Below are 13,651 nucleotides of genomic sequence, written 5' to 3'. Positions count from 1 at the left end.
GTGCAACACACCTGCAATGAACAACTGGGAACGTGACCGCTCGCCCGACCCGAGGAGCTGTTCATGACGATCGTGACGTGTGCCGGAGCGACCGCGACGCGGGCCGCCGCCTGCACCGGCGGCTGCAGCGTCGATCCCGCCCTGCGCGCCCACCACGACCGGCTGCTCACCGTGGAGCACGACGCCGACGAGATGATCGAGCTGATGGAGCTCGCCGTCACCTGGGGCGAGCTGGAGTACGACGACCAGCCGCTGGTCGGACCCGACCAGTGGGTCGAGTTCGCGGCCACGCACATCTGGGTCGACGCGGAGCGCGCCGAACGGATCTTCTCCCTCGCCTCCGACATCGCGGCCCGCTCGACGGCGCGCGTCCGGGTCGCGGCGTAGCCGCTCACCGCGCCAGCCCCGTCACCGGCTCGCGCCCGACGTCGAACACCGTCGCGGTGGCGTCACCGAGTCTCAGGGCGAGGTGCCCGGTGTCGTCGAGGGTGCCGAGCACGGCGGCGTGCAGGCCCCGCGCGTCGAACGCCGCGGTCAGCTCGGCGGCGCGGCCGTCCGGGGCGCAGAGCAGGAACCCGAAGCTCGGGAAGCACGTGAGCCAGGCGGCGAGATCGACGCCGTCGGGGACCGGCAGAGCGGCCAGATCGACGGTGACGCCGAACCGCCCCTGTTCCAGCAGCATCGCGAGCGACCCCGCGAACCCGGCCATGCTGATGTCCTTCGCGGCCACGCACGACCCGGCCGCCGCGACCTCGGCGAGCAGTCGGACGTCGTCGGCGCACCGTGAGCCGCGCTGTTCGAAGGCGGGGAAGAACGGGAAGTCCGGACGCATCGTCCCGTCGAGCGCGTAGGCCGCCACCAGCTCCTGCCCGACGTCCATGCGCGTCACCGACAGCGGGTGCGTCGCCGCGCCGACGCCGAACGCCGAGATCGCCGGCTCCCCGTCGTGCTCGGTGAGGTGCCCGCCGATGACCGGGACGCGCAGCAGCTCGCACGCCCTGCGCATGCCCTCCAGCGCGCGCCGAGCCGTCCCCGCGTCCGCGACGATCGTGTCGACGATCCCGAGCGGGACCGCACCCATCGCGGCGAGGTCGTTAACGTTGGTGAGCACCGCGGCGAACCCGGCCCCGAACGGGTCGGCGCGCACGAACGGCGGCCACATCGCCTCGCCGCACGCCACGACCGACCCGCCGAACGCCTCGACGACCGCGCCGTCGTCGCCCGGCCCGCCCAGCCAGTCGCCGTTGTGGATGTCACTGCCGCCCAGCACCTCCGACACCAGGCCGATCGCGGCCTTGCCCCGCATCCCGGGATGGGAGCGCAGCACGGCGACGAGAGCGTCGAGCGAGTCCTGATCAGTACGAGGCACGTCTCCTATAGTAGGTGTCTCTCCACTATGTGACCTATCATCTCCTCGTGGTCGACCCGTCGTTCCTGGATCTCCCCGCGCGAGCGGCCAAGCCCCGCAGCACCGGGCTGACCCACGTGCTCGACCCCGGCATCCCGCCCGGCGCCGCCGCCGACCTGCTGTCCTCGGCCGCGGCGCACGTCGACATCTGGAAGGTCGGCTGGGGCACCGCGTACGTCGACGCCGCACTCGACGCCAAGCTCGCGCTGCTCGCCGCCCAGGGCGTCCCGGCCTGCCTGGGCGGCACCCTGCTGGAGATCGCGTTCGCGCAGGGCCGCGCCCGGGAATGCCTGGCCTGGGCGTACGACACGGGTTTCGCGATGGTCGAGGTGTCCCGGGGCACCGTCGACATGACGGTGCCCCAGAAGCGCGCGCTGATCGGCTCGGCCGCGGACCGGTTCACCGTGCTCGCCGAGGTCGGAGCGAAGTCGCCGGGGGAGCAGCTCGCGGCCCGCACCTGGCCCGCCGAGGCGCTGTCCGACCTCGACGCGGGTGCGAGCCTGGTCGTCACCGAGGGGCGGCAGAGCGGAACCGTCGGCACGTTCGACTCGTCGGGGCGTGTCCGGCCCGACGTCGTGGAGGCCGTCGCGGCGGCCGTCGGCGTCGAGCGGGTGGTGTTCGAGGCGCCCCGATCCTCGCAGCAGGCCTGGTTCATCCGCCGTTTCGGGGCCGACGTCAACCTCGGCAACGTGGCGCTCTCGGAGGTCCTGTCGGTCGAGACGCTGCGCCTGGGCCTGCGGTCGGACACCGCCGCCGCCCGGCAGGAGGACGCGGTCGGGACGGGGCCGGCGTGAGTGCACCCGCCCCCGTGCCGGCCGTCCCGACCGGGCCCAACGTCGTCCCGGGTCGCTACCGGGGTGTGTCCGTGGCGGCCCTGCCGCCCGACGTCGGCCTCGACGCGGCCTCGCTGCGCGCGTACTTCGTCGGCCGCGACGCCTACCGCCGCACCCGATTCGTCGTCGCGCGCTCGGCGGCGGGCCTCGCGGTGCTGCACGTGGAGAAGGTGCCGAACCCGCCCGACGACCCGGACGGCCCGCTGTTCGCGCCGATCGTCGGGACGACGCTGCTCGCCGGCCCGGACGAGTGCGCCTGGGTGCACGACCCGGAGGTCGACACCGCGATCCCGTCGGCGCTGGCCGCGGCCGCGGCCACGGTGCCCGGGGCGCGCGCGGTCGTCGTGCAGGGCCGCTACGAGCACGTCAACTTCATCCTCGACGCCCGCCCGCTGCGGATCGTCGTGCGCGAGGTCGTGCCCCCGGAGCCCGCGAAGCTCTTCGACCAGGCGCAGCGCCTCCTCGCGATCACCGAGGACCTGCCGCCGATCGAGCTGGTCAGCGAGCTGACCGATCTCGGCGCGCTGGCCGCGGAGCACCCGGCGCAGCACTACCTGCTGCCGTGCCGCGGTTCGGGGAGCGACGTGGAGGGTGCGCAGGTCTCCTACCTCGACGAGCACCCGCCGCAGGCCGACTGGACCCTGCTCGGCTGCACCCGCTCGCAACAGATCCACGAGTGGTTCTACGGCACCGAGGTACCCGTCGTGGACTTCTGCCCGAAGCGCGCGCCCGGCCCGCGCCCGCCGGTGCTGCTCACGAAGTGCTGCATGCAGGAGGAGCACACCGATTCCGGTCCCGGCTGGGCGACGGTGCCGTGGGGCTCGTCGCTGGAGCACGTCCGCGAGGCGCTGCGCACCCTCGCCGCGCAGCAGGAGCCGGTGTGGGCACCCGTCTGAGCAGCTCCACCCTCTACGCCCACCTCTGGGGCACCCCCGAGCTGACGGCGGTGTTCGACGAGCGCGCGATGCTGCAGACCTGGCTCGACGTCCTCGCCGCGCTCGCCCGCGCGCAGGCGTCGCTGGGCATCGTCCCCGACTCGGCGGCCGCGGCGCTGTCGGACGTCGGCATCGGCGCGCTGGACCTGGGGTACGTCGCCGAGCAGACCCGCGCCACCTCGCACTCGACGCTCGGCCTGATCCGGGGACTGCTGCGCGTGCTGCCCGAGCACGCCCGCGAGCACGTCTACGTCGGGGCGACGGTGCAGGACGTCACCGACACCTGGTTCGGGATCGTCATGCGCGACGTCGGTGCGATCGTGCGGCGCGACCTGCTCGCCGTCGAGGAGCGGTTGCTGGAGCTCGCGCGGGAGCACCGCGGCACCGTCATGGCCGGGCGCACCCACGGCCAGCCCGGGGCGCCGATCACGTTCGGCTTCAAGGTCGCGTCCTGGGCCGACGAGGTGCGTCGCCACCTCGACCGGCTGCGCGAGGGCGCACCGCGCTGGTCGGTCGGGCAGCTCGGCGGGGCCGTCGGCGCGCTCGCGTTCTTCGGCGCCGACGGCCCGGAGCTGCGGGCCCGGTTCTGCGCGGAGCTCGGGCTCGGCGACCCCGGGATCTCCTGGCTCACCGCGCGCGACCGCGTCGCGGAGTTCGGCGGGGTGCTCGCCGGGGTCTGCGGCACGCTGGCGCGGATCGGGACCGAGGTCTACGAGCTGGCGCGTCCCGAGATCGGCGAGCTGGCCGAGGCCGCACCGCCGGGGGCCGTCAGCTCGATCACGATGCCGCACAAGCGCAACCCCGAGGGCAGCGAGCACCTCGACACCCTCGCCCGCCTGGCCCGGTCCTCGGCCGCGGTGCTGCTGGAGGGGATGGTCGGCGGGCACGAGCGCGACGGGCGGTCGTGGAAGGCGGAGTGGATCGCGCTGCCCGAGGTCTGCCAGCTGACCGGTACCGCGACCTCGCTGGCGCTGCGCCTGCTCGACGGGCTGGAGGTGAACACGGCGGCGATGGCCGCGAACGCGCAGCGCTACGGCGGCGGGCTCACCTCGGAGCGGGTGCTGGCCGGGCTGTCCGGGGTGCTCGGGAAGCACCGCGCCCAGCAGGTGCTGCACGAGGTGCTGCGCGAGTCCGGCGAGGACCTGGTGGCCGGGCTCGTGGCGCGCGGTGTCGCCGACGAGGCGCAGGTCCGGGCCTGGGCTACCGGGCCCGCGGTCGACGCGGCGGCGGGGATGGTCGACGGGGTGCTGGCACGCTCGTGCGCGGAAACCGTTGCCCCGGCCACTGCTCCCGCGCACGACCGGTTCCCGCTGGGCGTGTTCCCGACCCCGCTGCACCGCGCCCGCCGGCTGGAGACCGCGCTCGGCTGCGGGCCGGTGTGGGTCAAGCGCGACGACCTCGCCGGGTTCGGCGTCGCCGGCAACAAGACGCGCCCGCTGGAGTTCCTGGTCGCCGCCGCGCTCGCCGAGGGCGCCGACGTGCTGGTCACCGGGGGAGGGGCGGGCTCCAACTTCGCCCCCGCCGCCGCGCTCGCCGCCCGCGTCGCGGGGCTGGACTGCGAGCTGCTCGTCGCCGGCGCCCCGGGCGGCGCCCTTGCCCCCAACCTGGCGCTCGCCGTCGCGTCCGGGGCCGTGCTCCGGTACACCGGCGCGGACCGCAGCCGGCTCGACCGGGACGTCGCCGACCGCGCCGCCGAGCTGCGCGCCGCGGGCCGCCGCCCCTACGCCGTGCCGCGCGGGGGATCGACCGGGCTCGGGGCCGTGGGGTTCGCCGCCGCGGCGGCCGAGCTGCTCGCGGAGCTGACCCCCGCGCTCGTCGTGCTGTCGGTCGGCTCGGGCGGCAGCATCGCCGGGCTGACGGCCGGGTTCGCCGCGGCCGGCGTCGACGTGCCGGTGCTCGGGGTGTCGGTGAGCCGCCCGCCGCCCGACATCGCCGCCCACGTCGCCGGGCTGGCCGCGGACTGCGCCGCGCTGCTGGGCGGGCCCGTCCCCGCCGCCCCGGAGTGGGTCGACGCCCGCGGCGCCGGGTTCGGCGTCGCGTCGGCGCGCGACCGCGACGCCGCCCGCCTCGCCCTGCACACGGAGGGCCTGCTGCTCGACGACTCCTACGGCGCGAAGGCGTTCTCGGCGCTGCTCGACCGCCTCCCCGCCGCCGGCCCGGTCGTGTACTGGCACACCGGCGGCGTGCTCCCCGCCCTCACCCACCTACCCGCCAGCCCCGACGTGGAGGCCCCGCAGTGACCACCCCCCGCCGCACCCGCGAGGGCGGCCCGCCGCAGGGCGGACCGGCCCGCGAGCTGGTCGAGTCCGGGTTCGCCCTGGAGAACGCCGACGCCCCGTTCCTGCACCGCGGCCTCAACCTCGCCGACATCTCCCACGTGCTCGACCTCGCCCGTCGCGGCATCGTCGCCCCCGACACCGAGCGGGAGCTGCTCGCCCTGCTGCTCGACGTCCACGAGATCCCCGCCGAGGACTTCCCCTACGACCCGGAGTTCGGCGAGGCCTACAACTCCCGCGAGCACTACTTCGTCGGCCGCATCGGCGACGCCGCGGGCTGGCTGCACGCCGGGCGCCCGCGCCGCGAGGCCACCCGGATCGCGCTGCGCCTGCACCTGCGCCGCCAGCTCGCCGAGCTCGTCGCCGAGGCCGTCGCGTTCGCGCGCGTGGCGTGCGACCGCGCCGAGGAGCACGCCCACACCCTGCTGCCGGACCAGACCTACCTGCAGCAGGCCCAGCCGTCGACGTTCGGGCACTACCTGCTCTCGTTCGTCTACTCCTGCGTCCGCGACGCCCGCCGCCTGCTCGACGAGCTCGACTGGGTCGACTGCTCACCCGGCGGGGCCGGCTGCGTCAACGGCACGCGGCTGCTGGAGGACCGCTCCTTCATCGCCGCCTCGCTCGGGTTCGAGGGCGTCATCGAGCACACCCGCGACGCGATGTGGCAGGTCGACGGCCTGATCCACGTGCTGGCGACGGCGTCGAGCCTGCTGTCGAACTTCTCCAAGCTCGCCGAGGACCTGGAGATCTTCTCCTCCAGCGAGTTCGACTTCGTCGACCTCGACGACTCGTTCACCCGCAGCTCGGTCCTCATGCCGAACAAGCGCAACCCCTACGCGCTGGCCATCGTCCGCGGCGCGTCCGGGGTGATCATCGGGCGGCTCTCGGGCTTCCTCGCGGTGACGAAGAGCCCGTCGGCCCGCAGCGACAACCTGATCTTCGCCTACGGCGAGGTGCCCCGGGCCCTGGACCTCACGCTGCGGATCACCCGGCTGTTCACCGGCGTCGTGCGGACGCTGCGCGTCAACGCCGACCGGATGGCCGAGGAGCTCGCCCGCGGCTACACGCAGGCCACCGACCTCGCCGAGCACCTCGTGCAGCGGGTCGGTGTCGACTACCGCACCGCCTACGTCGTGGTCGGGCGGACGGTCCGCGCCGCGAGCAGGGCGGGCATCCCGGGCGGCGGGATCACCGGCGACATGATCGACGAGGCCGCGCGCGAGCACACCGGCCACGACTGGGGCCTCGCCGGGGCGGACCTGTCGGAGGTGCTCGACCCGTGGCGGATCGTGCTGTCGCGGGCGGCCCAGGGCGGTGCCGCCCCCGACGCCGTCGCCGCGATGATCGCCGCACTGCGCACGAAGCTCGACGGTCTCGACGCCGAGGCCGCCGCCCGCACCGCGGGGTTCGACCGCGTCGAGGACGCCCTGCTCGAGACCGCCCGTGCGGTCGTGGACCACAAGGAGAACTGATGTTGACGCTCCCCACCGACGTCGCCGTCGTTAACGTCGGGCTGCCGATGTTCGCCGACTCCGTCCGCGATCAGGGCAGACCCGTCCAGCAGGTCGACTGGTCGCCCCCCGCGGGCGGTGACGCCGACCTCGTCGCCGCGCTCACCCGCGTGTACGGCCCGCGCGCCGCGGAGATCGACGCCGCGAACGCCGAGGTGGTCCGCCGCCTCGACGAGGGCGTGCCCACCCTGACCGGCGTCTCCCGGGTCTCCGACGTCCTGCCGGGGCTCGGCGGACGCACGCTGCTGCACTGCGGACCGTCGATCGGGTGGGAGCGCGTGTGCGACCCGCTGCGCCGGTCGATGCGGGCCGCCGTCGTCGCCGAGGGCTGGGCGTCCGACGTCGACGAGGCAGGTCGGGCCCTCGCCGACGGCACGGTGACGCTCGCCCCGGCCAACGCGCACGACATGGTGGTGCCGATGGCCAGCGCGATCGGGCCGTCGGCGCCGGTGTGGGTCGTCGACTGCCCGCAGGGCGGCACCCGCGCCTACGCCCCGATCAACCAGGGACCCGGCGAGGTGCCGTGGTTCGGCCGCGAGACCCCCGCCGCGATCGAGCGGCTGCGGTTCCTGCGCGACGTCGCGGGTCCCGCCCTCGCCCGCGTCGTCGACGAGGCGGGCCCGCTCGACGTGTTCTCCCTCGCCAAGCAGGGCGTCGCGATGGGCGACGACCTGCACATGCGGACCCAGGCCACCACCAACCTGCTGATCCGCACCTGGCTGCCGCAGATCGCCGCACTGCCGTCGCCGGAACGCGAGCACGTCGCGCGGTTCCTGTCCGGCAACCACCTGTTCTTCCTCACCGTCGCGATGGCCGGGGCGCGGTCGCTCACGGCGTGGGCCGGACAGGTGCGGGGGTCGAGCATCGTCACGACGATGAGCCGCAACGGCACCGACTTCGGCATCCGGCTCGCGGGCTCGGACACCTGGCACATCACCGACTCCCCGCCGGTCGGCGACGCGCTCTACAACGCGGGCATGGGCCCGGACGACGCCGCACCCGACATCGGCGACAGCGCCGTGCTGGAGCTGACCGGGCTCGGGGGTCCGGCGGCGGGTGGCTCACCCGCGGTCGCCGGGTTCCTCGGGGGCACCATGGCCGCGGCCGCGGAGGCCACCGAGCGGTTCGCGCGGATCAGCGCCGGTCGCAGCAGCCGGTTCACGTTGCCGCCGATGGGCTTCGTCGGAACGCCGCTGGGAGTCGACGTCCGACGCGTGGTGGAGCTGGGGATCCGCCCCCAGGTCACCACCGGGATCCTGCACGCCCACGACGGCAGCGGGCAGGTCGGCGCCGGAGTGGCGACGGCCCCGGCCGCGTGCTTCGAGGCGGCGCTGAAGGAGCTGGCGGGCTGAGGTGACGACGACGCTCGACGTGGGTCTCGGCGTACGGGAGGTGCTCGACGCACCCGCGGTCGGGACGGTCGTCGGCGTCCACCGGGTGGCGGCCTACCTGCGCTTCCCGGCCGGGCTCGTCGCCCTGACCAGCGGACTCGCTCCGCGCGGCCCCCTCCATCTGCGCGTCGCCGTGCTCCCGGTGCTGCGGGTGGGGGAGCCGGTCGCCGTCGGCGGCACGACGCTGTCCGGGCGGGCCTGGTCGCGGTCCCTCACCGCCCCCACCTGGACCGGCCCCCTCCCCCCGCACATTCCTCCCGGGGGCCGCACACGGTGCCGGACCGGTGTGCCGGGCACCGCACCCGTGTGCGAGCTGCGGGACCTCGCCGCGCGCCTCGGCGGCCGCGGCCCGGGGCTGACCCCGGAGGGCGACGACGTGCTCGCCGGGGCCCTGCTCGCGACGCGGGCCGCGTGGGGACCGGCCGTCGAACCGGAGCTGCGGGAGATCGCGGCGTCGGTGCGCACGACCGAGGTGGCGGCGGCGTTCCTGGCCTGGACCGCGCGCGGCCAGTGCATCGAACCCGCCCACGACCGGCTCACCGCCACCGAGGACCACGCCCGGCGCAGCGCGGAGCAGCGGTTGCTGGCGATCGGGGCCAGCTCGGGCGCCGCCCTGCTGCGGGGCCTGCGGTGGGGGAGCGCTCAGGCCTCCGGCACCGACATCCAGATCGCACGGCTCGGCGCGGAGCCACTGTTGGACCAGCTGTGCGGACGGTCGGTGGGGTAGTGCAGCGAGTCACCGTCGCGCAGGGTGTAGCGCTCACCGGCCACCTCGAAGTCGAGCGTGCCCTCCAGCACCAGCACCAGCTCCTCGCCGGGCCGCGGCCGGGCCCGCCCGCCGGCCCCCGCCGCGACCGTGGCGACCGCGCCCGCGGCCCGGAACCGCTCGGGCGGGCCGCTGATCCCGTCCAGGTCCACGCCCTCGATCTCGGAGCGGACGGCCGGGCGCGCGTCGGCGGGGACGTGCGCGGCCACCGGGGCGGCGTCGGCCCCCTCCACGAAGTGCCCGATGGGCCGCTCGAGTGCGGACGCGAGCTTCAGCAGGGTGGTGATGGTGGGCACCATGTCCCCGCGCTCCACCTTGTGGATCGCGGCGGCCGACACCCCCGAGCGCTGTGCGAGCTGCTGCAGCGACAGCCCGAGCTGCTGGCGGAGGTCGCGCACCTTCGGGCCGATGGCACCGACGATCGGCTCCCACGCCGCCGTCCCACCCGAACGAGGGTCGCCTGAGCTGCGCGTCTCGGGCGGTGCAGCGGTCATGTCGGCTCTCCTTGACACAGTGATCACGTTCAGTATAGTGGATTTCTCGTTGCTTATGGTGGATGCAAGCGTGATCGTCCACCGCCATTACACCTCGACCTACGGAAGCGGGTTCCACCTTGCCTCGCAAGACGGTGATCATCGGCGGTGGCGCGGCCGGTCTGGGGTCCGCCGGTGGGGTCAAGGCCGCGGATCCCACGGCCGACGTCGTCGTCTACACGGAGAACGAGGACGTCGCCTACAGCCCCTGCGGCATCCCGTACGTGCACGGCGGCGAGATCCCCGACTTCGAGCGGTTGTTCCTGGCCGGTAAGCAGGCCTACGTCGACGCCGGCATCGACGTCCACTACGAGACCGCGGTCACCGCGATCGACACCGCGGCCAAGACGGTCACGGTGGCGGGCGAGGGCGCCGTCGCCTACGACCAGCTGATCATCGCCACCGGCTGGAACTACGCCGACCCGGGTGTACCCGGCGGCGAGCTGAGCGGCCTGTACTACGTCAAGAACATCCGCCGGGCCATGGAGTGGGACAAGGTCATCTCCGAGACGAAGAGCGCGGTGGTCGTCGAGGCCGGCCCGCTCGGGCTGGAGATGGTCACCGCGCTCGCGCACCGTGGCGTCGAGACGCACCTCATCGACCCCAACCCCTACGCGCTGGCCATGATGGCCGACCCGGACATCATGAAACCGGTGGAGGACTCCTGGCGCGAGCTCGGGGTGCACCTGCACTTCAACACCACGCTCGAGGCGTTCCTCGGCGACGACGACGGCAAGGTCCGGGCCGTGCAGACCTCCGGCGGCGAGATCGCGGCCGACCTCGTCGTCATCTCCACGCACAAGACCCCCGAGAACTCGCTCGCGAAGGCGGCCGGGATCAAGCTCGGATCCACCGGGGCGATCATCGTCGACGAGCGGATGAAGACCTCCGCCCCCGACGTGTGGGCCGCGGGCGACGTCGTGGAGATCCCGCACGGACTCACGCGCACGCCGCTGCAGGGGCTCACCGGGTCCCACGCCTACGCCCAGGGGAAGACGGCGGGCACCAACGCAGGCGGCGGTGACCGCGCCTACCGCGCGGTGTACGTGCCGTGGGGCACGCCCGCGGGCAAGTGGGTCATCGGCGGCGCCTCCTTCGGTGAGGCCACCGCCACCGCGCTGGGCATCCCCTACGTCAAGGGCGAGGCGCAGGGCATCTCGCGCGCCCGCTACTACCCGGGTGTGCAGCCGGTGCGGGTCAAGCTCCTCGCCGAACCGGGCACGCTGCGCCTCATCGGGGCGCAGATGGTCGGCGGCGGCGAGGGCATCAAGGAGCGGGCCGACTTCCTCGCCCAGGCCATCCGCTTCGGCATGACGCTGCACGACCTGTCCACGATGGAGAACGTCTACTCGCCGGCGATCGGCGCGCTGAACGAGCCCATCGTGGTGGCGGCCACGAACGGCGTGGCCGAGTCGAAGAAGAAGGCCTGATCATGGCGGGCACGGGCTTCTTCGGCTGGCTGCGTAGCAACTCCGAGCACTACCTCCTGATCGCCGCCCACCAGAAGCTGGCGAAGGAACAGGGCTCCCCGGCCCCGCGCCCGCCCAAGGGTGCGAAGGAGATCTTCTGGCTGAAGGTCTTCGCGCCGACGTACGCGGTGCTGCCCTGGCCGCTCCGCAGCCGGATCATGCGCGCGATGCCCGGCAGCCACCGTCAGACCTGGGCGGCACCGCCCCGGTCCCAGGGACCCGCGGTCTGACCGCGCCCACCATTTCACCCGCACGAGAAGGAGAAACACCGTGGCTCAGATCAGCGGCGAGCGCCTCAACGAGGGCGACGCGATCGTCGACTACGACGAGAAGCTCTTCGACGACATCCAGGCCAACGAGGGCGAGAAGGCCTACATCTTCATGCACACCGTGCCCTACGAGGGCTCGGTCGGCTTCGTCAACATGCTCACCGCCACCCGGATCAACCGGAAGGGCTTCGACACCAGCATGGTGCTCTACGGTCCCGGCGTCCTCATGGCGTCGGCCACCCGCGGTTTCCCCACCGTCGGTGCGGAGGCCTTCCCCGGCCACATGAACTTCAACAACCAGCTCAAGACCTTCATGAAGGAAGGCGGCAAGATCTACGCCTGCCGCTTCGCCATGGCCGCCCTGTACGGCATGCGGGAGACCGACCTCATCGAGGGCGTCAAGCCGATGCACCCGCTCGACGTGCTCGACGCGACGCTCACGGCCCGCCGTGAGGGCGCCCTGGTCCTGCAGACCTGGACGCTCTGACCCGTACCGACACGTGGGGCGGGCGGCTGCAGCACTGCGGCCACCCGCCCCTTTCGGCCATCGAGAGGGAGACGATGAGCAGCATCGCCAACATGGGCGGCACCGACGGCTGGGGCCGCGCCACCGCGCCGACGCCGGACGAGCCGCCGTTCGCCGAGTCGTGGGAGGGTCGCGCGTTCGCGATGACCCTGCTGACGATGGGCCGCATCTCCGGCCGCAACCTCGACTCGTTCCGGCACGCGCTGGGCAGCCTGGACCGCGAGGCCTACCTCGACGACGGCTACTACGGGCGCTGGCTCAACGCCGCCGAGCTCATGCTCACCGAGAGCGCGATCCTCGCCCCCGGTGCCGTCGACGCCCGGGTCCGGGCCAACCGGGGCGAGTCGGTCGAGCAGCCGCCCGCCCCCGAGCAGGACGCGAAGCCGGACTACAAGGCCACCGCCGCGGGGTCGTTGCGCACCGTGGAGGAGGCGCCCCGGTTCGCCGTCGGCGACCGGGTGAGGGTCAAGGACGAGGACCCCACCGGGCACACCCAGCTCGTCGGGTACCTGCGCGGGCGCACCGGCGTCGTCACGATCCTGCAGCCCGCCGCGCTGCTCCCCGACACCCACGCGCACTTCCTGGGCGAGAACGCCCAGCACGTCTACGCGGTGGAGTTCGACTCGCGCGACCTGTGGGGCGCCGACGCCGAGTCCTTCACCCTCACCGCCGACATGTTCGACAGCTACCTGGAGCCGGCCTCATGACGACCATCAACCCCGACCGCCTGTCCCCGGCGCTGCGCACCGAGGCGCTCGAGCAGCTCCTCACCGAGCGTGGGCTCGTCGACCCGGCCGTGATGAACAAGTTCATCAGCACCTACGAGAACGACGTGGGCCCGCTCAACGGTGCCAAGGTCGTCGCGAAGGCGTGGACCGACCCGGAGTACAGGGCGCGGCTGCTCGCCGAGGGCACCGCGGCGATCAAGGAGCTCGGGTTCGCCGGGCCGCAGGGCGAGCACATCGTCGTGCTGGAGAACACCGGGACGCTGCACCACGTCGTCACCTGCACGCTGTGCTCGTGCTACCCGTGGCCGGTCCTCGGCCTGCCGCCGGGCTGGTACAAGGACCCCGCCTACCGGGCGCGGATCGTGCGCGAGCCGCGCACCGTGCTGGCCGAGATGGGTCTGACGCTCACCGACGACATCGAGGTGAAGGTCTGGGACTCCAGCAGCGAGGTGCGCTACCTCGTCCTGCCGCTGCGCCCCGCCGGTACCGAGGACGCCTCGGAGGAGGAGCTGGTCGGGCACGTCACGCGCGACATGATGGTCGGTGTGGCGCGGTGACGACGCCGGTCCTGGAGATCGACGGTCCCGCGGCCCCGCCGCGCGACAACGGCGAGCTGGTGTTCGCCGAGCCGTGGGAGAGCCGGGCGTTCGGGCTCGCGGTCACGCTGCACGACGCCGGCTCGTTCACCTGGGACGACTTCCGCGACCATCTCGTCGCCCGGATCGCCGACTGGGAGCGCTCGCACCCGGCGGGGGAGTGCTACAGCTACTACCGCTGCTGGCTCCAGGCCCTGGAGTCGGTCGTGCAGGAGCGCGGGCTGCTGGCGGCCGGTGAGGTCACGGACCGGGCGGGCGAGCTCGCGGAGCGCCCGGCCGGCCACGACCACGAGCACGCCGACGACCACGGGCACGGCCACGGCCACGGGCACTGACCCGCCCCACTGCACCCCAGCCCGCGCCCCGACTTGCAGCAAAGCCACCTTCCCGCCATCTCGTGGCGGCAAGGT

15 protein-coding genes are annotated in these 13,651 nt (G+C 73.8%); 13 read left to right on the top strand and 2 right to left on the bottom strand.

Features of this window, described 5'->3' with window-relative positions:
- Positions 1-63 precede the first annotated feature (63 nt).
- Positions 64-387, top strand: a complete 324-nt coding sequence (locus I4I81_RS09420; RefSeq protein WP_218604788.1) for a hypothetical protein — start codon at positions 64-66, stop codon at positions 385-387.
- Positions 388-391: 4 nt separating this feature from the next.
- Here the strand turns inward: I4I81_RS09420 and I4I81_RS09415 are convergent, their stop codons facing one another.
- Positions 392-1,369, bottom strand: a complete 978-nt coding sequence (locus I4I81_RS09415) for an AIR synthase related protein (protein WP_218604789.1) — start codon at positions 1,367-1,369, stop codon at positions 392-394.
- A 47-nt stretch (positions 1,370-1,416) separates the two neighbouring features.
- On the opposite strand from I4I81_RS09415, the gene I4I81_RS09410 reads away from it, so the two are divergent.
- Genes I4I81_RS09410 through I4I81_RS09385 form a run of 6 tightly spaced genes read left to right on the top strand, consistent with a single transcriptional unit; the run spans position 1,417 to position 9,081 of the window.
- Positions 1,417-2,202, top strand: coding sequence for a phosphosulfolactate synthase (locus I4I81_RS09410; protein WP_218604793.1), 786 nt, complete (start codon positions 1,417-1,419; stop codon positions 2,200-2,202).
- The gene (locus I4I81_RS09405; RefSeq protein WP_218604790.1) at positions 2,199-3,137 is read left to right on the top strand and encodes an XcbA family protein; all 939 of its coding nucleotides are present in this window, start codon (positions 2,199-2,201) and stop codon (positions 3,135-3,137) included. The genes I4I81_RS09410 and I4I81_RS09405 overlap by 4 nt, the downstream gene beginning before the upstream one ends.
- Entirely contained in the window at positions 3,122-5,416 is a 2,295-nt protein-coding gene (locus I4I81_RS09400; protein WP_218615973.1) for a pyridoxal-phosphate dependent enzyme, read from the top strand. The genes I4I81_RS09405 and I4I81_RS09400 overlap by 16 nt, the downstream gene beginning before the upstream one ends.
- On the top strand, positions 5,413-6,924 hold the full coding sequence (argH, locus tag I4I81_RS09395) for an argininosuccinate lyase (RefSeq protein WP_218615972.1): 1,512 nt from the start codon (positions 5,413-5,415) through the stop codon (positions 6,922-6,924). The genes I4I81_RS09400 and argH overlap by 4 nt, the downstream gene beginning before the upstream one ends.
- Positions 6,924-8,315 carry a YlbE family protein gene (locus I4I81_RS09390; RefSeq protein ID WP_218606138.1) on the top strand — a complete coding sequence of 464 codons (1,392 nt, stop codon included), beginning with the start codon at positions 6,924-6,926 and terminating at the stop codon, positions 8,313-8,315. The genes argH and I4I81_RS09390 overlap by 1 nt, the downstream gene beginning before the upstream one ends.
- 1 nt (position 8,316) lies before the next feature.
- Positions 8,317-9,081: an oxamate carbamoyltransferase subunit AllH family protein gene (locus tag I4I81_RS09385; protein WP_218615971.1), complete on the top strand. Its 765-nt coding sequence runs from the start codon at positions 8,317-8,319 to the stop codon at positions 9,079-9,081.
- Here the strand turns inward: I4I81_RS09385 and I4I81_RS09380 are convergent.
- A complete protein-coding gene (locus tag I4I81_RS09380; protein ID WP_218615970.1) occupies positions 8,997-9,614 on the bottom strand; it encodes a helix-turn-helix domain-containing protein in 618 nt (205 codons plus the stop codon). The two genes, I4I81_RS09385 and I4I81_RS09380, sit on opposite strands and share 85 nt — an antisense overlap.
- Positions 9,615-9,733: 119 nt before the next feature.
- On the opposite strand from I4I81_RS09380, the gene I4I81_RS09375 reads away from it, so the two are divergent.
- The 6 genes from I4I81_RS09375 to I4I81_RS09350 all read left to right on the top strand — a co-directional run bounded on the left by I4I81_RS09375 (position 9,734) and on the right by I4I81_RS09350 (position 13,576).
- A complete protein-coding gene (locus I4I81_RS09375; RefSeq protein ID WP_218605779.1) occupies positions 9,734-11,083 on the top strand; it encodes an FAD-dependent oxidoreductase in 1,350 nt (449 codons plus the stop codon).
- A gap of 2 nt (positions 11,084-11,085) precedes the next feature.
- Entirely contained in the window at positions 11,086-11,352 is a 267-nt protein-coding gene (locus I4I81_RS09370; RefSeq protein ID WP_218605780.1) for a hypothetical protein, read from the top strand.
- A gap of 40 nt (positions 11,353-11,392) precedes the next feature.
- Positions 11,393-11,878 (top strand): MSMEG_0572/Sll0783 family nitrogen starvation response protein, encoded by a 486-nt coding sequence (locus tag I4I81_RS09365; RefSeq protein ID WP_218605781.1) that lies wholly within the window; start codon positions 11,393-11,395, stop codon positions 11,876-11,878.
- Positions 11,879-11,952: 74 nt separating this feature from the next.
- On the top strand, positions 11,953-12,624 hold the full coding sequence (gene nthB, locus I4I81_RS09360; RefSeq protein ID WP_218605782.1) for a nitrile hydratase subunit beta: 672 nt from the start codon (positions 11,953-11,955) through the stop codon (positions 12,622-12,624).
- Positions 12,621-13,202: a nitrile hydratase subunit alpha gene (gene nthA / locus I4I81_RS09355; protein ID WP_218605783.1), complete on the top strand. Its 582-nt coding sequence runs from the start codon at positions 12,621-12,623 to the stop codon at positions 13,200-13,202. Before nthB ends, nthA begins: the two co-directional genes overlap by 4 nt.
- Complete coding sequence (locus I4I81_RS09350) at positions 13,199-13,576, top strand: nitrile hydratase accessory protein (protein WP_218615969.1); 378 nt, start codon at positions 13,199-13,201, stop codon at positions 13,574-13,576. Before nthA ends, I4I81_RS09350 begins: the two co-directional genes overlap by 4 nt.
- Positions 13,577-13,651 lie beyond the last annotated feature (75 nt).

The sequence above is a fragment of the Pseudonocardia abyssalis genome, from assembly GCF_019263705.2.
Taxonomy (GTDB): Bacteria; Actinomycetota; Actinomycetes; order Mycobacteriales; family Pseudonocardiaceae; genus Pseudonocardia; species Pseudonocardia abyssalis.
Note: the sequence above shows the minus strand (reverse complement) of the source record. Positions and strands in the feature narration are given on the sequence as shown.

Coding starts and splice junctions, on each gene's coding strand:
- I4I81_RS09420 (WP_218604788.1), top strand. CDS start 64: ATGACGATCGTGACGTGTGCCGGAGCGACCGCGACGCGGGCCGCCGCC.
- I4I81_RS09380 (WP_218615970.1), bottom strand. CDS start 9,614: ATGACCGCTGCACCGCCCGAGACGCGCAGCTCAGGCGACCCTCGTTCG.
- I4I81_RS09370 (WP_218605780.1), top strand. CDS start 11,086: ATGGCGGGCACGGGCTTCTTCGGCTGGCTGCGTAGCAACTCCGAGCAC.
- nthB (WP_218605782.1), top strand. CDS start 11,953: ATGAGCAGCATCGCCAACATGGGCGGCACCGACGGCTGGGGCCGCGCC.
- I4I81_RS09390 (WP_218606138.1), top strand. CDS start 6,924: ATGTTGACGCTCCCCACCGACGTCGCCGTCGTTAACGTCGGGCTGCCG.
- nthA (WP_218605783.1), top strand. CDS start 12,621: ATGACGACCATCAACCCCGACCGCCTGTCCCCGGCGCTGCGCACCGAG.